This is a genomic window from Arthrobacter sp. TmtSoilC51 (genome assembly GCF_055388015.1).
Genome location: NZ_AP035877.1, coordinates 2413390 through 2432923, shown reverse-complemented (window position 1 = coordinate 2432923; position 19534 = coordinate 2413390). Strand labels below are relative to the sequence as shown.

Annotated in this window: 17 protein-coding genes and 1 pseudogene; 7 read left to right on the top strand and 11 right to left on the bottom strand. The window is 62.8% G+C overall.

Annotated elements, in window-relative coordinates:
- Positions 1-31: 31 nt before the first annotated feature.
- The 9 genes from ACZ5G6_RS11100 to ACZ5G6_RS11060 all read right to left on the bottom strand — a co-directional run bounded on the left by ACZ5G6_RS11100 (position 32) and on the right by ACZ5G6_RS11060 (position 6405).
- Entirely contained in the window at positions 32-247 is a 216-nt protein-coding gene (locus tag ACZ5G6_RS11100; RefSeq protein ID WP_498691554.1) for a hypothetical protein, read from the bottom strand.
- Positions 244-1818, bottom strand: coding sequence for an amino acid permease (locus tag ACZ5G6_RS11095; RefSeq protein WP_498691550.1), 1575 nt, complete (start codon positions 1816-1818; stop codon positions 244-246). The genes ACZ5G6_RS11100 and ACZ5G6_RS11095 overlap by 4 nt, the downstream gene beginning before the upstream one ends.
- An 83-nt stretch (positions 1819-1901) precedes the next feature.
- Positions 1902-2165: a hypothetical protein gene (locus ACZ5G6_RS11090; protein ID WP_498691548.1), complete on the bottom strand. Its 264-nt coding sequence runs from the start codon at positions 2163-2165 to the stop codon at positions 1902-1904.
- Positions 2162-2980, bottom strand: a complete 819-nt coding sequence (locus tag ACZ5G6_RS11085) for an alpha/beta fold hydrolase (RefSeq protein WP_498691547.1) — start codon at positions 2978-2980, stop codon at positions 2162-2164. Before ACZ5G6_RS11085 ends, ACZ5G6_RS11090 begins: the two co-directional genes overlap by 4 nt.
- 35 nt (positions 2981-3015) lie before the next feature.
- Complete coding sequence (locus ACZ5G6_RS11080) at positions 3016-3318, bottom strand: DNA-directed RNA polymerase subunit alpha C-terminal domain-containing protein (protein ID WP_498691546.1); 303 nt, start codon at positions 3316-3318, stop codon at positions 3016-3018.
- Entirely contained in the window at positions 3315-4466 is a 1152-nt protein-coding gene (locus tag ACZ5G6_RS11075; RefSeq protein ID WP_498691544.1) for a pyridoxal phosphate-dependent aminotransferase, read from the bottom strand. Before ACZ5G6_RS11075 ends, ACZ5G6_RS11080 begins: the two co-directional genes overlap by 4 nt.
- 21 nt (positions 4467-4487) lie before the next feature.
- On the bottom strand, positions 4488-5078 hold the full coding sequence (locus ACZ5G6_RS11070; RefSeq protein WP_498691542.1) for an RraA family protein: 591 nt from the start codon (positions 5076-5078) through the stop codon (positions 4488-4490).
- The gene (locus tag ACZ5G6_RS11065) at positions 5075-5740 is read right to left on the bottom strand and encodes an RraA family protein (protein WP_498691540.1); all 666 of its coding nucleotides are present in this window, start codon (positions 5738-5740) and stop codon (positions 5075-5077) included. The genes ACZ5G6_RS11070 and ACZ5G6_RS11065 overlap by 4 nt, the downstream gene beginning before the upstream one ends.
- Positions 5740-6405, bottom strand: a complete 666-nt coding sequence (locus tag ACZ5G6_RS11060; protein WP_498691538.1) for an RraA family protein — start codon at positions 6403-6405, stop codon at positions 5740-5742. The genes ACZ5G6_RS11065 and ACZ5G6_RS11060 overlap by 1 nt, the downstream gene beginning before the upstream one ends.
- Positions 6406-6479: 74 nt before the next feature.
- On the opposite strand from ACZ5G6_RS11060, the gene ACZ5G6_RS11055 reads away from it, so the two are divergent.
- Positions 6480-7403 carry a LysR substrate-binding domain-containing protein gene (locus tag ACZ5G6_RS11055; protein ID WP_498691536.1) on the top strand — a complete coding sequence of 308 codons (924 nt, stop codon included), beginning with the start codon at positions 6480-6482 and terminating at the stop codon, positions 7401-7403.
- Between the two features lie 41 nt (positions 7404-7444).
- Here ACZ5G6_RS11055 and ACZ5G6_RS11050 read toward each other — a convergent pair.
- A pseudogene (locus ACZ5G6_RS11050) lies at positions 7445-8737 on the bottom strand (ATP-binding protein); the annotation flags it as partial.
- Positions 8738-9462: 725 nt separating this feature from the next.
- Positions 9463-10257 carry an IclR family transcriptional regulator gene (locus ACZ5G6_RS11045; RefSeq protein ID WP_498691534.1) on the bottom strand — a complete coding sequence of 265 codons (795 nt, stop codon included), beginning with the start codon at positions 10255-10257 and terminating at the stop codon, positions 9463-9465.
- 249 nt (positions 10258-10506) lie between these two features.
- On the opposite strand from ACZ5G6_RS11045, the gene ACZ5G6_RS11040 reads away from it, so the two are divergent.
- The 6 genes from ACZ5G6_RS11040 (at position 10507) to ACZ5G6_RS11015 (ending at position 19472) form a co-directional block, all read left to right on the top strand.
- The gene (locus tag ACZ5G6_RS11040) at positions 10507-12018 is read left to right on the top strand and encodes a purine-cytosine permease family protein (RefSeq protein WP_498691532.1); all 1512 of its coding nucleotides are present in this window, start codon (positions 10507-10509) and stop codon (positions 12016-12018) included.
- 2 nt (positions 12019-12020) lie between these two features.
- Entirely contained in the window at positions 12021-12896 is an 876-nt protein-coding gene (locus ACZ5G6_RS11035; RefSeq protein ID WP_498691530.1) for an alpha/beta fold hydrolase, read from the top strand.
- 351 nt (positions 12897-13247) lie between these two features.
- On the top strand, positions 13248-14372 hold the full coding sequence (locus ACZ5G6_RS11030; RefSeq protein ID WP_498691527.1) for a flavin reductase: 1125 nt from the start codon (positions 13248-13250) through the stop codon (positions 14370-14372).
- A 47-nt stretch (positions 14373-14419) separates the two neighbouring features.
- Positions 14420-15790, top strand: a complete 1371-nt coding sequence (locus tag ACZ5G6_RS11025) for an LLM class flavin-dependent oxidoreductase (protein ID WP_498691525.1) — start codon at positions 14420-14422, stop codon at positions 15788-15790.
- A 97-nt stretch (positions 15791-15887) separates the two neighbouring features.
- Entirely contained in the window at positions 15888-16049 is a 162-nt protein-coding gene (locus ACZ5G6_RS11020) for a hypothetical protein (protein ID WP_498691522.1), read from the top strand.
- Positions 16050-17588: 1539 nt separating this feature from the next.
- On the top strand, positions 17589-19472 hold the full coding sequence (locus ACZ5G6_RS11015; protein WP_498691520.1) for a KAP family P-loop NTPase fold protein: 1884 nt from the start codon (positions 17589-17591) through the stop codon (positions 19470-19472).
- Positions 19473-19534: the final 62 nt, after the last annotated feature.

Sequence of the window (19534 nt, the reverse complement as noted above, 5' to 3'; positions counted from 1 at the left end):
GACGGGCATTGGAACGGCCCCTGGAGAATACTCAGCCAGAGGGCTGCTGTGAGGCAGCCTCGCGGGTCTCCAACTCAAGTTTCCAGCTAACGCTGCTCCCCCGGAGCCCTGGCATGACGGCACCCTTCTGCACGTAGCGGAACGGCACTGTTTCACCGTCGGGCCGCCACCACCCGCTGACAGGAGCGTAATGCCCCGTCAGGACGAGGGCGGGTACGGTGGCGGCTCCCGGATAGCGAGGTGTCATGGCGTACTGTTTGCCGCTGGTGCCCGGCCCTGATCAATCGCCGGACGGTTCGCCAGCACGGGAAGGTTCCCTGTGTAGCCTTCGCGTTCCTTGGCCGCGGCAGCTATTCCCTCACGGGCAGCAAACCACCCACCGATCAACAGCGGAATCAGCACCAGCAGCGAGGCCAGGACCCAGCGGCCGGTGTCGGAAAAGCCCATGGAGACGAGCACGAAGACCAGGAACGTCAAGGTCAGGTAAGAGGTATACGGTGCCCCGAACAAGCGGAAGGCCGGGCGCGTAATCAGGCCGGACCGCGAGAGCTTGTGCAGTTTCATCTGGCACAGGATGATGGTCGCCCAACAGCCGATGATTCCCAGCGCGGAAATCTCCAGGACGATCTCGAAGGCCTGCGACGGGACGAGAGCGTTGAGACCGATGCCAAGCAGTGCCACCACCGTGGTGAACAGGATGCCGCCGTACGGGACACCTTTGCTGTTCATCCGGCCCGAGAATCGTGGCGCGGATCCATTGACGGCCATGGATCGCAGGATTCGGCCCGTGGAATAGAGACCTGCGTTCAAGCTGGACAGGGCCGAGGTCAGCACCACGAAGTTCATGATGGATGCGGCCGTTGCACCCGCCTGCGGGTCGCCGAGGTGCGAGAAGAACGTGACAAACGGTGACTCACCGCCCTTGTAGGCGGTGAACGGCAAGAGCAGGGAAAGCAGCAGGATGGACCCGACGTAGAACACGGCGATCCGGAAGACGACACTGTTGATCGCCTTGGGCATGACCTTGGCTGGTTCCTTGGTTTCACCGGCGGCCGTGCCGATCAGCTCGATGCCGGCGTAGGCGAAGATGACCCCGCTGGCGGCGAGCAGCGGAGCGATGCCACCGTTCGGGAAGAACCCGCCGTTGTCCGTGAACAGGACCAGGCCTGTGGGGCCGACATCGGTGGCGGCACCGCTGAGGAGGAAGACGACGCCGACCACCAGGAACGTGACCAAGGCAATGACCTTTACCAGCGCAAACCAGAACTCCATCTCGCCAAAGAGCTTCACCGAAACCAGGTTCAGGGAAAGCACCACCACCAGGGCAATCAGGGCCAGCAACCACTGAGGTGTTTCCTGCAACGGCAGCCAATACGGTGCCCAGAATTTCAGGTACAGGGCCGCCGCGGTGACATCGACAATGGAGGTCATGGCCCAGTTCAGGAAGTAGAGCCAACCGGCCGCGTAGGCCATCTTTTCACCGTAGAACTCACGGGCGTAGGAAACGAAGGAGCCGGACGATGGCCGATGCAGGACCAACTCCCCCAACGCCCGGAGAATGAGGAAGCCGAAGAAACCGCAGACTGCATAGACCAGAACCAGTGCCGGCCCACTTCCGTTCAGGCGGGCGCCGGCTCCCATGAACAGGCCTGTACCAATGGCTCCGCCGATGGCAATCATTTGAATCTGCCGCGGCTTCAGCGACTTGTGATAACCGTGCTCCTCGCTGGAGAAGTCCCGGACGGCGGAGGCAACATCGCCAATCCGCTCGCGTTCGTTTTCCAGTTCATCCGCGCGGTCGTGTGCGGGTTTTTGCATGTTTTTCTCCAGGGGGAACGAACCGCACGTCATCGTGCGGCTGACAACAGGCCGCCCGGAGCACCGGGCGGGTGGCCAATCAGCTAGCTGCTGACATTGGCCGAGGGTTTGGTGCGGAACTGCAGATCGCGGGGACTGATCCAGACCTCGTAGCCTTCCTTGCGGACGAAGGCACGGCGTGGCTGGACGCCGTTGCTTCTTAGCCAGAGCGTGGATGAGTCGGCCATGGCGTGATCCACGATCCCGGAGTGAACCGGCTCCCCGAGCTTGCGGATTTGCACGTGACCGCCGATCAGGGCGGTCCAGTCGTCGTACCGGATGAACTGGGGCGCGTCCCGCCTTTTCATGCCTGCTCGCTGCCCAGGAAGAATGCTGTGAGGCGGTCCCACATCTCGGGTGCGTTCGAGTACATGGGGAAGTGCCCGCTGCGGGAGACCTCTGCGAGTTCAACGCCCTTTTCTGCCAGCAGGGGCAGGTAGCTCAAGGTGTTGTTCTGGACGCCGTACATGTACATCCGGGGAAATGGCAGCGCCAGGAATCGATCCATGAGGCCGCCGTGGTCGGACAGTTCCACCATGGATTCGAAGATGGGCCGGACCGCCCCGGGCCGGACCTTGTGGGGAAGGCTCGCTGCGTAAAGGCTGCTGGAATAGAACCGGGACTTCCAGACCCGGTCCTGGAAATCCTTGAAGAAATCCTCGGGATCCGGGTGGGAGTGGCTGATGATCTGCCGGCTCAGGAAGCAGTCTTCCGGGGCCACGTTTCCTTCGATATCGGCGAAACTGAGAACGCGGGCTGGGTCTTGGTCCGCCAGCAGGAGTGCTGTGAGCCCGCCCATGGAATGGCCCACCAAGTGAAAGCGGTCGATGTTCTGCGCGGCCAGGACTTCCTTGGCGACCTGAACGAGGAAGTGCACTGAAATGGCGTTCAGGTCCGGGCAGATACTCGCGCCGCAGCCTGGGGCGTCGTAGGCCAGGACCGGGCGGCCAGCGAGAGCATCCTGCTGGATGACGTCCGCGTAATCTTCCTTGGTGGAGCCGAAGCCGTGCAGGAATACCAGCGGCGTGCCGGAGCCGGCGCGGTACATGCCGGCGATCTCGACGTGGACTCCGTCAATGTCGAGCGGGAGAGTGAAAGGCTCAAGCTTGGTCAGGCCAGGCAAGGAGTCCTCCTATCAGGTGACTAGGGTGTTGGGAATCATGCCTGCGGTGTGACCCACGCATGATGGTTCTTGATGTGTCTTCGGTTGGTACTGGCATGTGACTGCTGGTAGGTCTTGCCCGCGTCATACACAGCCAACTGGCGCCCCCTAACGGCCAGGGCTTCTTCGATGAGGTCCAAAGACCCCTCGCCGAGCCCGATGACCTGCCCCAGCAATTCCAGCCGGGACCACGTGACAAGCACCTCGACGCTCCGGATACCATGCCGGGCCAGAGCATTCTCAGCCCGGGACGGCAACCCCAGGCCGGAGACCGCAATTGTCAGTGCCGCCGTCGTCATCGCGGGAAGTCCGCAATAGTTGCGACAAACCGGTCAAGACCTTCCGTCAGGGTGGCGATGTCAGTGGCGAAGGAAAGCCGGACGTGTCCTTCGCCGGAGGGACCAAACTCGCTTCCGGATCGGACCAGAACACCGGCCGCAGCGAACCGGGCCACCATCTCATCTGAAGTCAATGAGGTGGATATCCGGGGAAACGCGTAGAAGGCGCCTTGAGGCGCGAGGATTTCGACGCCGGCAACTCCGCCCAGTGCCTCCAGCACCAGATCACGCCGATCCTGATAGGACGCTGTGAGGACTCGAAGGTCCTCTTCCGGGGTCTCCAATGCTGTCAGCGCAGCATCCTGCACGAAGGTGTTCAACGGACCGTTGATGGTGCGGTGGATGAGGTTGATTTTGTCAGCGAGAGGGCCGGAGGCAACAACGTATCCAAGGCGCCAACCGGTCATGGCGTAGGTCTTGGACAGTGTGCTGCAGTAGACCACCTGGGATGAGACGTCATTGAGGTCCAGGGCTGAAACAAACGGGAGCTGGTCGAACACGATGCTGCCGTAGGCCTCGTCGGAGAGGAGCAGCAGGTCCGGGTGGTCGCCCAACACGGCGCCAACACCGGCGAGGTCTGCCGCCGAATAGATCCGGCCTGTGGGGTTGCCCGGGTTGCAAAGAATAATCATCCGAGCCGTGGCAGCCTCGTGCCGGAGCGCGTCCAGGTCCAGCGACCCGTCAGCGCGCGCTGCTATCCAGACCACTTCCGCGCCGACCATGGCGGCATGGTCGGCGTAGAGGGAGTACGTCGGTTCAGGGATTAGAACCCGATCCCCGGGCTGAACGAGGGCCAGCATTGCGGCGGCCAACCCGGCGCTGCCGCCGTGCGTGAGCACCACCTCGCGCGCTGTGGTGGGGCGGGGGTGCCCGGCGGAGATCTTCCGCGCGAGCACCTCCCGCAGTTCCGGCGCTCCGGTCATGGGCGAGTACCGGGTCCGTCCCTTCACCAGGGAACGGACGGCAGCGTCGACTACCGCGTTGGGGGTCCCGGCGTCGGGCTCCCCCATGGCGAGTGAGATGGTGCCGGGTGCTGCCGCGCCCAGGGTGGCGGGGCGGCGGCTGGAGGCGGCGATCCGTTCAGGAGCGCCCAACTGTGGAGGGGACATAACTCTCATGTGCTCTTCCGTCTAGAGGGAGTAGATCTCAAGGGTGGTTTTGCCCTCGCGGATTTCGCCGAGGAAGCGTTGCTCGTCTGCAACGCGCTGGTCGGCCTTGTCCAGGACTGCGTCGACGGCATCCCGGGGCAGGACGACAACTCCGTCGGAGTCCCCGACCACCAAGTCACCGGCGCGGACGGTCAGGCCGCCCACGCGAACGGGCGAGGAGAAGTCGCCCGCGTAGTCCTTGGCGGTTCCGACGACGGTTACGCTGCGCGAGAAGACCGGGAAGTCCATCTCCGCCATTTCCTCGGTGTCACGGACGCCGCCATCGATCACCAGTCCGAGTATTCCGCGGTGCTGGGCGGCTGCGGCGAGGATTTCGCCCCAGTGCCCGTGCTCGGCGCCTTGCATGTCCACCACCAGGACGCTGCCCGAAGGCGCGTTCAGGACGGCGTGGTGCAGGGCGAGGTTGTCGCCGCCGACTCCGCGGACGGTGAAGGCTGGACCGGCCACCTTGGCTCCGCGCCAGGCCGGCTTCAGGCCGGGATCGCAGGCGCACGGGAGTTTGGCGGCTTCATAAAGGGTGGCGGAAGAGTGACCGCGAGCAGCGTTGCTCATTTTTTGCCCCACTGGAGGTCGTGGTAGCCGAGGTCTTTGCGGGCCTGGACCAGGGTGGCACCGGCCTTGACTGAGGCTATAATTCGGGTTTCGGTTTCTTCAATCTTTTCGGCCAGGTCGGCGACTTCTTCAGCGCGGGCGCTGGGTACAGCGAGGGCGCCGTCGGCGTCGGCGCAGATGATGTCCGCCGGTGAGATGGTGACATCGTTGATGGTTACCACGGTCTGGACGGCGACGAGTTGCACACGGTCTTTGCCGGTGCGCATGAACTTGCCGCGGCTGAACAGCGGGTAGTTCTGCTGCAGGGAGGTGGAGATGTCACGGCAGACGCCGTTGATGATGGTTCCGGCGATGCCGCGTTCGGCGGCGACCTCGGTCATGATGCCTCCCCAGACGGTGACGTCCGTGCGTCCTCCGTTGTCAATGGCAATCACGGCGCCGGCCGGGACGTCGTCGAGGAAGTCCCCGACGCTTCCGCGGGACTCGCCGGCCGGCGCGTATTGCACCGTGAATGCAGGTCCGGTGGCGCGGAAGTCGTAGGTCAGCGGGGACAATCCGTGCAGGGTCCCGTGTAGGCCGAGGGCGTCCATGGCATCGGAGATGGATGCTGTGGGCAGAGCTGCCAGACGTTCGATGACGTTGGTTTCAGTGGTGGTGTTCATCAGTGATCCTCGGTGATTCCAGCCAAACGCGCGTCGCGCATGGCTTCGTGAAGGGCGACGCCGGCGCGGAGATCGACGGCGATGGCTTGCTCGCGTGCGGCCACGCCTTGGGCGCGTTCGAGCACCTCGTCAACGTGGGCGGCGGGGACGACCACGACGCCAGTCTCATCGGCAAGAACCAGGTCACCGGGGGTGACTGTCACCTCGCCCAGTTGGACGGGTTCGCCGGTGGAGCGTTGCTGGAGCCTGCCGCGGGCGGTGGCCGGGATGCGCCCCTTGGCGAAGACGGGGAAGCCGATCTCGCGGGCTTCGTGGACGTCGCGGCAAGCGCCGTCGGCCACCACACCGCGCACGCCGTTCAGTGATGCACCTAGGCTAAGAAGCCCACCCCAACAGGAGACGTCGGTGCGTCCTTCGTTGGCCACGACGATGACGTTGCTGCTGTTGGCGTCGGCAACCGCGGTGGCGCCGATGTGTGCACCGGAGGGACCCGGGACGTAGGGCTCAAGCTGCACCGTCACGGCGAAACCGACGATCTTTGGGGTTCCCCAGACGGGGAGGAATCCGGCTTGCCCTGGAGGGAGGCCGAGGGCGTCGAGGGCGTCTGACACGGCGGCTGAATCCAGCGTTGTGTAGTGCTCCAGGAGTGTTTTTTGGGAAGTCATGCTTCCAGTAGACCGTTCCCGATCGATATAGTGAAGGTCTGGTTAGCTATAGATGGAAGAGGTATTGCGACTCAATGATCGAGGTACGCCAAGCCCGGTACTTTGTTGCCGTGGCGGAGGAACTGCATTTCGGCCGGGCCGCCGAGCGGCTCACCATGTCACAGCCACCCCTCAGCCAGGCCATCCTGCAACTGGAACGGCAGCTCGGGACCAGTCTGCTGACCCGTTCCAGCCGCTCGGTTCTTCTCACGGATGCAGGGAAACTCTTTCTGGACGAATGCCGGCTGCTGGTCCAGGCGTCCGAGAGGGCGGAGGAGGTGGCCGCCCGGGCGAAGTCGGGCAGGGCAGGGACATTGCGCCTCGGGTCCGTCACTTCTGCTTTCGATGGCCTGCTCCCCGACGTCCTGGACAGGTTCCGGAGCGCCTGGCCGGCGGTGGAGTTGGAAGTTTCGGAAATCGACACCCATCACGGACGCGACCGGTTGCTGCGGCGGGAACTGGACGTCGCCATCATCCGCCAGCCCGGCTTCGACAAGGGGCTCCGATCAGTTCCCCTGCGTCGCGACCGCTTTGTCCTGGCACTCCCGGAGACGCACGCCAGGGCCACAGACCAAAGACCGGCGGATCTGGCACAGTTCAGGGACGACAGCTGGATCTGGCTTCCACGCGCCATCTCGCCGGACTATCACGACGAGATGGTGGCAGCCTGCCGGCAGGCAGGATTCAGCCCGCAGGCCAAGCACTTCGCGAACTCCATCCAGTCCCAGCTGGCCATGGTTGCTTGCGGCCTAGGGGTCACGCTGGTGCCGCTGTCATCCTTGGGCACTCGACGAGGCGTGGTGGCATTGGAGTTGTCGCAGCGCGTGGACCTCGTGGAACTATCACTCGTCAGCCGGGCCGGCACCTCGGAGACCATCGCGGACCATTTCATCGAGTGTGCCAGGTTGGCTGGGACGGCGATTAAGCCGCCAAGGCGAACGGACGACGGCGGGAGGTAACCGCCGTCGTCCGCTCGCCTTGTGTTGGTGCCCGGCTGACGTTACTCGACCGTGAGTCGGCCGATATCCTCCCCTGTCTTGACCGTGCTTCCTGCCGGGGCCAGGACCTCAGTAAGAACACCAGACTCCGGCGCTGGAACAACGTTTTCCATCTTCATGGCCTCTAGGACAACCAGCGGCGCACCTTCCTCGACTGACGTGCCGGCGTCGACAAGCCACTTGACCACTTTGCCGGAAAGGGGCGACTGGACCAGCCCTGGATCCACAACTTCCTCATAGCTTGCTGAGTCGCCCTCATCCGCAGATTCCAGGCCAGCGGCGCCCAGCATGAGTGCCAGGTTTCCCGGGAAGCCGACCATCACGCGCTTGCCGTCGATGTCCAAGGGGACGGTCACGGTTCCAGTGGGCTCGGCCTGGTTCGGGTCATAGACCGAGTCCGGGGTGATGCCGTGTCGAAACTCTGTCTCGATCCATCGGGTGTGGATGGCGAAGGAGTCTGTGAAGTCGGGCGATTCCAGCACTGCCCGGTGGAAGGGAACGAGGGTGGGCAAGCCGGAGATGGTGAAGTTCTTCAACGCCCGGCGCGCCCGCCGAATAGCCTGCTGTCGGTCCGCTCCGGTGACGATCAGCTTGGCCATGAGTGAGTCGAAATCTCCGGAAATCTCCGAGCCCGCAGCGATCCCGGAGTCCAGCCGGATGCCGGGACCGGTGGGGACGGTGATGGCCTCCACGGTCCCGGGCGTCGGCAGGTAGCCGCGACCCACGTCCTCGGCGTTGATCCGGAATTCGAAGGAGTGGCCGCGGGGTACGGGGTCTTCCGCGAGGGCGAGCGGCAGTCCTTGGGCAATCCGGAACTGTTCCTGCACCAGATCCACGCCGGAGGTTTCTTCCGTGATGGGATGCTCCACCTGAAGCCGCGTGTTGACCTCCAGGAAGGCGATGGCGCCGGATTCGGACACGAGGAATTCCACGGTTCCTGCACCGGTGTACCCCGCCTCCGAACAGATGGCCCGGGCGGCCTCATGGATTGTGCGTCGTTGCTCGTCGCTGAGGAATGGGGCCGGAGCCTCTTCCACGAGTTTCTGGTGCCGACGCTGCAGGGAGCAGTCCCGAGTCCCCACCACGATGACCTTGCCGAAAGTATCGGCAAGGATCTGAGCTTCGACGTGCCGGGGGCGGTCAAGGTACTGCTCTACGAAGCATTCTCCCCTGCCGAAAGCCGTCACTGCTTCGCGGACTGCTGAGTCAAAGGCTTCCTCCACGCCGTCCAGGTCCCGCACCACTTTCAACCCGCGTCCGCCGCCGCCGAAGGCAGCCTTGATAGCGATGGGCAAGGGAAAATAACATCGAAGCGTGAATATTAACTAAGTACGCTTCGCGGGTCGAGGCAGCAATAATTCTTGATCCCGCACGCCTGGATTTGCATCAGGACCCCCCGACCTCCGACCTGACACCGGACGGCCGCATCCTCGAAATGATGCCACAATAACCTGTCGGGACTGATGGCGCGCGGCCGGCCGAATCGATCCGAGAAATCTGGTTGCGTCAACTTGATCGGTACCCACGTCTAGTGCTGCGGTTCTGCCCAGCGCCAATTCCTGACGCTGCTTCCTCGGCGCTGTGGTGTCCTCAATCAACATCGCATCGATCGCTGACTTGAAGGGCTCAAGCCCGGGGTGAGATTCTCTGCGGCGTCTGTCGAGGAGGGGAAACCGGGGAGCTCAAGGCCCGTCGGACGGTCTTCCGTGATACCTGATAACTTCGCGCAAGCTCCCGAATCGATAGCTCCTCAACCCTGGCGTCGCTCCGAATCGCCGCGGACAACTCCCACTCTTGACCCCATCCTGGTCCTCCCGTGGCAGATCCCAACTGCATGGGATCAACGTTCACAGGTGGGTGCCAATCAAGCCGTCATCAGGTCCGGCATGTCGCAGAGGTGGGCTGAAGTCACCATGGAACAGCCGTCCCCCTCCCGACCGGAGACGAGGACGCGGTCGGATCTGACCAGCCTGCATCCGTCAGGCCAAAGGTCGCCGCAAGCCGCTGGCCCGGCCGGGGCTCAGTCGGTCAGTTCGCGGGCGCCACGTTCGAGTACGGCTAAGGATTTGGCCTGCAGTTCAGGCGTGAAGCGGGCTGTGGGTAGATATATGGCCAGCATTGCAACAAGCTGTCCGTCGTTCCGGACAGGGTAACCGAGGCCAGCAAGTCCTTCTTCGAGCTCGTCAACCACGACCACGTACCCCCGCTGGCGGATGTCTGCGATGACTTGGCTGAGCAGCGCCCGGTCCGCTTTGGTTTTTGAGGTGTGACGGACAGGGTCCATCCGGCTAATGATCTTGTCGGATTCCGTTTCGGGTAGCTCGGCTAGTAGCAGCCGGACGAAGCCGGAGGCTAAAGAGCTGATCGTTTCGCCGGCCCACGGATCGAAGACGCCGACAAGTTTGCGCCCTCGGACTTCGTCGATGACCCGTGCGGTTGCCGGGCCGGTGGGCACTGCCAGCATCGAGGTTTCCCCGATCTCGGCGGTGATCCTCTCGAGTACCTCACGGCTGCGTTCCTGCAGGCCTGCAAGAGGCGCGACGGCGTTCGTGAGCCGCATGATCGTCGGCCCCAGCACCCATTTGCGGTGATTGCCGGGCCGGGAGACAGCGCCTGCGTCGAAGAGCGAGGCAAGCAGCCGGGACACGGTGGAGCGCGGAAGGTCCGAAGCGCTGCAGAGTTCGGCGATAGAGGCGCCTTGGGGGTGCCGCGCGAGCAGCTCGAGCAAGTCGAAGGCACGCCGGAGGGACTCATTGCGGCCGGTCCCTGGCAGCAGGGGATTTGCCACCATCGTACTGCCGTTCGCACCCGTCATCAGTTCGACCCCCTCGTAAAGAAAATGCACTGTTTCGAGCATAGTCGATTCAACTTCGACCCCATAGTGGTTGCTTTATAACCGACAAGCGGTCATTATTGTTATGAGTTGAATCACATCCAAAGCTTTCAGCAGGTCCCCCACAAAAGTGGCCAGCGTCCCTACACGTCACCTGACGGGGCCGACCGCAGTTCGTCCCCTATCCCCTCGCAGCGAAGCTGGGGATCATTAGATCGAGGAGCAAACTCAATGCAACAGGAAACCGGCCCTTCGCCTTCCGCCGAGCCCACCTCCAGGCTCGTCGAGAAACGCGCCATCGAATACATCCCGCTCCGGGAGCGCCACGGCAAGGCGTGGCACGTCACGCCCGTGTGGATAGCTTGCTCGGCCAATCTGACAGGCCTGGCCATCGGCGGGCTCGGGATCGCCAGCGGACTCAATCTCGGCTGGTCGCTGCTCGCGATCGTCATCGGCGGCTTCGTCGGAACGTTCTTCGCGGCATTCCACGGCACCCAGGGTCCCCAGCTTGGCATCCCCCAGATGATCCAGTCCCGGCCCCAGTACGGCTACGTAGGTGCCGTGCTTATCTATATCGTCGCGGTCCTGGCATACCTAGGCATCAGCATGTTCGCGATCCTACTCATGGGTCAGGCCCTGGGAACACTCCTGGGCATCAGTCCGGAGGTTGGCATGGTGGTGATGACGGCGCTGGCCACCGGGCTGGCAATCGCCGGCTACGACCTGGTTCACAAGTTCTCCCGCTGGTCGACCATCGCCTTTGTCGTGGCCCTCCCGTTGCTCGCAATCGCGACGCCGTTTGTCACCAACCTTCCCGCCGGAAGCGCGGCGTTGAGCTCCGACGGATTTAACGCGGCCGCCTTCATGATGGAGGCCAGCGCGATGGCGGTGGGCACGCTCTCGTGGGCTCCATACGTCTCGGACTACACCCGCTACCTTCCCCGCATGAGTACGAAGGCCGCCTTCTTCGGCACATACCTCGGTATGGCCATCACAGGAATCGTTGTCGCGAGCGTCGGGGCCCTTCTGACGGCAGGTCTGCCCGGGGTTGATCTCGGGCGGGCACTGGTCACCGTCGGCGATGGGGTCTTCAATGGCCTTGGCAGCATCCTGCTGATCATCACCCTCGTCGGCACCGCGGTTCTGGTCTGCATGAACACTTACGGCGGCGCGCTGACCGTGATGAGCATCGCCGACTCCTTCAGGCCCAGCAAGCCCCGTCCGATCGCGCGCCCGATTGTCGCCACCGTCTTCGGCGCTACTTCGCTGATCCTGGCGTTCCAGGCCACGGGAGCGTTCGCGGAAAACTTCTACAACTTCCTGACGATCCTGTTCTACGCCCTCGCCCCATGGACGGCCACCAACCTTGTCGACTATTTCTTCGTCCGGCGCGGACACTACTCCATCCGCGAGATCTTCAACCCGCGAGGGATGTACGGGCGTTGGAACTGGCGAGGCTACACCGCGTACGGCGCGTCCCTGCTGGCCATGGCCCCGTTCGCCCTTACTGCCTGGTGGTCGGGACCGATCGGCAGCATGCTCGGATTCGACATCGCACCGTTTGTAGGTATGGCCGTGTCGGCCCTCGTTTACCTCGGCCTCGCGCGCAGCCTCGACCTCGAGGGAGAGCGCCGGAAGATTGCCCAGGCAGACACCGGCCTCGAGGACTGGGCCGAGACGAGAACGCCCAACCCGGCGGAAGATCCGGGTCTGGCTTTGGCCGTAAAGAAGGAGGGCATCTGACCTTGGCATCCATCAAACTGGGCTCCCTTCAAACCGGCTATGACGTGGCTGGCAGCGGACCTACGATCATCTGGGTCTCCGGCGGGGGCGGAGCAGCTGCGGACTGGGCCGACTATCTCACGGCCTTCTCCGACCGCTACCGGTCCATCTCCTTCGACAACCGGGGAACGTCCGGCACATCCTGCACGCAACCGCTCCCGTGGACAATCGCGGACATGGCCTGCGACACGGCCGAGCTGATCGAGGAGCTCTCAGACGAGCCCGTGGTCGTGGTCGGCCACTCCATGGGAGCGATGATCATGCTCCAGCTCGCGACCGACCGGCCCGACTTGGTCCGACTCGGCATCTCGCTCGCGGGCGCCGCTCGGGGCGATCAGGGATGGGTCGGGGACTACATGAGGGCGGAGATCGAACTACGCAAACGGGGCCAGCACCTCGACCCCGCGTTCTCGGCAGTGCACTACGCCGCCATGATGTACCCGGCGAAAGCGCTGCAGGACCAGCAGATGTGGAATGTGATACGCCAGAGCCTGGGGTCCGAGGCGGTCGCCCAAAACACCGAGGACACAGTCATCTCGCAATGGCAGCCGTGCGTGGAATTCAACCTGGCCGACAGGCTGCCATCGGTGACAGTCCCGCTGGAGGCCGTGTGCTTCTCTGAGGACGTATGCTCGCCTCCGGCCTACAGCGCCCAGATCGCCGCGCTCGCCCCGAACGCCAGGCTCCACGAACTGGAGGGAATGGGGCATGGATCGCTGTTCGGCCACCGCCCGGCCGAGGTCGCCGCGTTCATCCGAACCCTCATCGACGAGCACTTTGCCGGCAAGCCCCATCAGCCCGCGGTAGATCAGCGGCCTTCCTCCCGGCTCGCTGTCTAGCCTTGGTCGCAGGCGGGCGACGCCCTTGCGCGTCCTCGTACTGTCCAGCGTCATCGTGCACCGGCCCCCTGCGTCCATGGCGGCAAGGACCCCTCGAAGATGCATTCACGAGGCTCCGTCCCTTCACCGTACGCGCGCATGCCGCCATTGGCGGCTGGGATCCCGTCCATAAGTCGACCACACTACGGTTGAAAATGAACCGCTATATGGTCATAGTAAAAGCGTGAGCTACATCATGGCAGGATGCGGTGGCCCGCCACAGATCCCTGACTGGTCTCCACATACGCCGCTACTCCATTGACCCGCGACGACTCCGATGTACCCGAATGGGTCGGAAAGCAGAACCTGAAAATGAATCAGAACCAAACCGTCCAAGGCACGAGCCCCGCCAACCCCCAGTGGTTCCGCCAGGTCATGGGCCGCTACCCGACCGGAGTCGCCCTGATCTCCTCCACGGAAAACGACGGCACGCCGGTGGGGATGGTCGTGGGCACCTTCACCTCCGTCTCACTCGACCCGCCACTGGTCGCCTTCCTCCCTGCCCGTACCTCCACGTCGTGGCCCCGGATCCGCGCGACGGGTCAATTCGCCGTCAACATCCTGGGCGCCGGACAGGAAGAGGTGTGCCGGGCGTTCAGCAGCAAGACGGGCAGCAAGTACGAAAACATGCCGTGGCACCCGTCCGCTTCAGGCGCACCCTTCCTCGAACAGGCTGTGGCCTGGCTCGACTGCACCATCGAGTCCGTCATGGACGCCGGCGACCACGAGATCGTCCTAGGCCGCGTCGAGGCCATGGATATCGCTTCCCTCGACCTGCCCCTGCTGTTCTTCCAAGGCGGCTACGGGCGATTCACACCGCACTCGATGGCGGTAGCGGGACCAAACCTTGGCCGCGAACTCGCCCTCGTTGACAGCGCCCGCCCACGCATGGAAGCCCTCGCGGGAAGGCTCGGATGCGATTGTCTCGCCGGAGCGCGGTCAGGGGAGGAATTCGTCATACTGGCCAGCGCCGGCCCCGGAAAGACCCAATGGATCTCCTCGGCGGTCGGCCAGCGCGTCCCGGCCGCTGCACCCTTCGGCCGCACTGCCATGGCCTGGGCCGACGACGCGGACGTCGAGCGCTGGATCGCCGCCTCCGATACGCTCACCAGACCGGAGGCCTACGCCATGCTCGACCGAATCCGGGCCAGAGGCTACTCCGTCAGCGTCGGCGCAGGCGAGTTCGGCACGGCAGCTCCTTCAAGCGCCGTTCGCGACGCCATGGATCCAGGGTCAGAGGCCCTCGGCGCGCGCGCCAAGGAGAAGGTCCATTCCATCTCGGCCCCCGTATTCGGCCCCGACGGGACCGCAGCCCTCGTCCTCTCGCTCTACGGACTCCCGCCGGAGCTCGACGCCGGCGGGGTAGAGCGGTGCGCCGCCGAGCTACTAGCAGCCACCCGGCAGATCTCCGACGCCGCCGCTTACCAGACGCTCTGAACCGCACGCCGAAACATTCACTGCACCGACTCCAGAACGGAAACATCATGGACACCAACAGCACTGCCGGCCGCCAGATGGTCCTTGGACTACTGCTCTCGCCAGCCAGCTCACACATCGCCGGATGGCGCCACCCCGACGCGATCTCCAACGCAGGCTGGGACTTCTCCGACGTGCTTGGCGTCGCCCGCTCTGCCGAAGACGCCAAGCTCGACTTCGTCTTCCTCGCAGACGAACTATGCGCCCCCGAGGGCAACGCGCAAACACTGAGCCGAGATCCCGTGGTCTACCGCTTCGAACCCCTCACCCTCCTGGCAGCCCTGTCCGTCAGCACAGACAGGATCGGGCTCGTCGCCACCCAGACCACAACGTATAACGAGCCCTATCACATCGCCCGAAAGTTTGCCTCGCTAGACCACCTCAGCCACGGCCGGACCGGATGGAACCTTGTCACCTCCTATGTTGAGGCCGAAGCCCGGAATTTCAGCAGCTCCGAACATCTGAAGAACGCCGACCGCTACGAGCGCGCGGAAGAGTTCTTCCGCGTGGCCGCTGGATTGTGGGACAGCTGGGACGACGACGCCTTTGTCCTGGACAAGAGCTCCGGCCGTTATTTCGACCCGGAGAAGATGCACGTACTAAACCATCACGGTAAGCACTTCTCGGTCCGGGGACCGCTGAACGTACTCCGTCCCCCACAGGGCCGCCCCGTCCAGGTCCAAGCCGGCTCCTCCGAGGCCGGAAAGGAACTCGCCGCACACTACGCCGAGGTGGCGTTCACCGCCCAGAACAGCCTCGAATCGGCCTTGGCCTTTACCCTCGACCTCAAGGACCGCACCGAAAAGGCCGGCCGACCACGGGACAGCATACGCGTCATCGCCGGAGTGCAGACCATCATCGGTGACACCATCGAAGACGCCCAAGCCAAGTACCGTCAGATGCAGGAGCTCATCCACCCCGAGGTAGGCCTGGCCAGGCTCTCGCAACTCCTAAGCTTCGACGTGACCGCGCTCCCCCTGGATGAGCCACTCCCTGAATACATCCCGGAGACCGAGGCCTACAAGAGCCGCCAGCAACTCATCATCGACACCGCCAAAAGGGAGAACCTGACATTGCGCGAGCTCTATCGCCGAGTGGTAGGCGCCTACGGGCACCGCGTCGTCATCGGCACCCCCGACTCCGTCGCCGGAGAGCTTGCCGCCTGGTTCGAAGCGGGCGCCGTCGACGGCTACATCCTCTCGCCCGCGTACCTACCGGAGGGATTCGAGGAGTTCCAGAGCCGGGTCCTGCCTCTCCTCCAGGAACGAGGACTGTTTCGCACTGAATACACCGGGACGACCTTCCGCGACCATCTCTGCCTTCCAAAGCCGGAACGCGACCAGTTCCAGCACCCGGCACAAACCGCAGCAGCAATGTGATCCAGGGTGGGATCTTCCGGGTGTTGCGGCCAATCAGGAGTACGCACGGGCCACACGCTCATCAGATTCCACCGCCTAATGGGAGACTGTGCCGACTGTGTCCAGCGCGGTTGCCGAGGCTCTGGTCGAGCGCGCCGGACACCTCTTCGGCCTGATGGGCAATGGCAACGCCCACCTGATCAGCCACCTGACCGGCCGGGGGTTGCCATTCACCTCGGCCCGGCATGAAGCCGCAACCATGGCCATGTCGGACGCCTAGACCGCGCCAACGGCAGAATCTCCGCTGCCAGGCGGGATTCACCAACGCCGTCCATTTCGCGTCTCGGAGCCCCGTCCGATTTCACCCCATCACCGCCCTGGAGTAGCTGCTCGAAACCCGTCAAGAAAAGTTCTGACCGGATCCACGCCAGCTTGACGGAAGGCCGCTTTTCGGCAGACCAGTCCGCGTCGACGTGCTCAGCCGACATTCGCGTGAACTCCAATGTTCCGGAGGCGCCACTGGGAGCAGTCATCTGCGTCGGGCCCGCGTCAGGCACGATTTCGCGGTGTGCTTCGATGGTACGGCCAAGACCCATTTGAAGGCACGCGGCAGATCGTGGCCGCTGAACCCCCACCTAGGAATGACCCTGCATATGCAGAGGGCTTCCGGATCCGCGTCATGTCGCTATGGCCACGCATATGCATGAGTAGATGTAGGCCCAAGGAGGCAAGAGTCAATGGCCGTAAACAGGCGCAATAACGAAGATCTAAATGTGGACAATGTCCACACCGACTTTGGCCTGACAAAGAAACTGCCATCCACGTCTCCTCGCTCCAAAAAAGAACCAAAGTCAGGACCTTTATTGCAAGTTCCCAAAGTCATGTTGTGTTCAGTCCCCCTACCTATGAAGAGGTGTAGGCCAACCACGACTTACCCGGATGCACCGAAAGAGGAAGATGTTGCCGTAGTACAGAGCAAGCGGAGGGCCCACCAGCCAAGACCCTGAACCCGCTCCCCCATAACTGAACAGGCCAACCGGCGGCCTGGCGACAGCCGGCACCACATCCGAGGCTCCTGTCAACAGCTGTCAACACGTTAAAGCAAAAACCCCCTCTGACGAGGGGGCATGCCGTGCCCGAGGTGAGACTCGGACGCGATTCGGGGCCTTGGGAACACTGGGAAGACGCGGAAACATGAGGAATCCGGGCGGGTCCAGTGTGTTTACGGGCCAGTCCGAGGCGGAAAGTGTGGACATTGTCCACGCTTCCTTTTTGGTCGATGGACACCGATAACGAGGACCCGATGCATCCCCTGCACACTCATAGCCTGGGCCGGGAAATCGGCGCTCCCTCTGCAGATTGCCTGCTGGATAGCACCGCTCAGTCCGCGCGAAGCCTCGAGTCAGGATGAGGCCCCGACCTCCAAGGCCTGACTGGCGCCCTCGACCGTTATGACAACCCAAAACGCGACGGCACCCCACCCGCCAGAAGGCTGAATAACTCGACACAGTGGGGACACCTCCTTTATCAAGTACACGGCCGAGACAGCACCGAAGAACATGACCAAGTGCTTCCGGCCAGCCCGACGACAGAACGACGGTTATCGGCATGCCAGTTGATGTAACCACCTGGAGCGACGCTGTTTCTCCTGCAGGCGTTCCGCCCCTGCCGTCATCCTCTACCGGATGGCTGGCGACCCATCCATCGGCTCCGAGGACGGTGAGCACACGCTGGCTTCGCTGCCAGGATTTTCCAATAGCCACTGCTAAGTTGATACTTCAACCTGACTCATCGGTATTAATTCTGGAGGTTCCTTTCAGTGGCCACTTCATATCCGCTCCTGTCGGATGAGCCCGCCCTCCGGGATCTACTAGCTTTCCGTGCTGTAGCTGAAACTGTTGCTGACGCCATCTTCGACGACGAACTGGATCCTGTTGCCGTTGGGCTCTCAGGGGCGTGGGGTAGCGGCAAGACCAGCGTCCTTGAGCTGGTTAAGTCCGAAATCGAGGATCGTTCTGCAACTGCTGACGGCAAGGTCTTGGTGATCCCGACGCAGCCCTGGGGTTACGACCCGTCAGTTGGGCCGAAGGAGAGCCTAATAGCCGAGGTGCTCGGCGCACTGAATGAAGAGTTCAACACCGAGGACCCAATTGGCAAGGCGGGGCTAGAGGCCTTCAAGAAGCTCGTAAAAAAGGTCAATTGGTCGAAGGCCGTCAAGATGGCTACCCGTACCGCCATCACAATGCAGCTCCCAAATGTGGATGACGTCTTCGACCTCGTCAGCGATGATCCCGAGAGTCTCGAAACCGAAAAGGGTATGGCCGCCTTTCGAAAGGACTTTGAAGGGCTCCTGGCCGACCCAGCCCTCCAACACTTGTCTCGTGTGGTCGTGCTTGTCGACGACCTTGATCGGTGCTTACCTGACACCGTCGTTGACACGCTTGAGGCCATCCGACTCTTCCTATCTGCGAAGGGAATGTCCTTCGTTATCGCGGCAGACGAGGACCGTGTCGCCGAGGCCATTCAGCAAAAGTTTGGCACCCGCCTTGGTGGCCCAGAAGACGAAGACCCAGCGAAGCTTTATCTACACAAAATCGTCCAGACCACGATTCCCCTGCCAGCTCTGAGTCGTTTCGACACAGAGGCCTATCTCTTTCTCTTGCTTGCCAAGAGTGACAGTGAAGTAGGTGAGGCCACCTACGAAGATCTCGTTGCTCAGTGTGATGATCTCCGAATTGACGGCGGCAGTCTTGATGACATTGAGGTACAGGAAAGCGGTGCATTGGGCGAACACCTAGTCACAGCAGCCCGCCTGACACCAATTCTCTATGAAAAGTTCCATGGGAACCCGCGACGCATCAAGCGCTTCCTAAATGACCTGAATGTCCGTCGTGCTATCTCAAGCCGCCGAGGGTTCACGCTGAAGGCGGACGAAGTAGCCAAGCTGATGGTGCTGGAGCGAATTCTTACTGATGACTTCCGTACCGTCCTCGGTTGGCTGGCTTCTAATCAGTTGCGCGATAAGCTTGAAGCCCTTGAAATCGCTGCCAACGGCACCGCAGAGCCAATGGACACTAAGAGTACCAACGCGACCGAGGAAACATCCGTCAAGGGCATGCGCTCATCAACCGCAAAGCCCGAGGAGAAGACACCTGCCGCAACGCGAGAAGACGCTTTCACAGACACTCTCCGTCGCTGGGCAAAGCTCCCCCCTGCCCTGGACGCAACGGCAATTTCGGGCTACCTGTACTTGGCGGCGTCGTTCGCAAAGATCGAAGTCATTGATACTGGCCTGCCGGAACGTCTTCGTGACCTTGCCGCTGCACTGACATCCGGCCTCAAGCTAGATCGCGCAGGCGTTACCGATACAACCCTCAAGGCACTTCCCGAGGTCGATGCTCAGACATTAGTGAGCCATCTCGGCCGACGCACCCGTGATCAGCCAAGCATTCAGAAATTCACCGTAGAGAGTCTCCTTCGTATATCACACGAACACCCCGTCACCCTGCCGAACGTCATTGCTGCACTCAAGGGATTGCCTGCTGCCGACGTAGAGCCTGCAACCATCGTTAAGCTGCGGCCGCTCGAAGCTGCATCATTCCAACCTGTACTCGACATCTGGAAGACATCAACTGACGACGAGCAGCTACAGGCGGCAATCAGAGTTGTTGAGGGAGGATGGAGCAAAATCAATGGGAACTAGCGGCTCATTTGGGGGAAGCGGAGGGAAAGACGCTAGAGACCTGCGCGATAACATCGCCGACT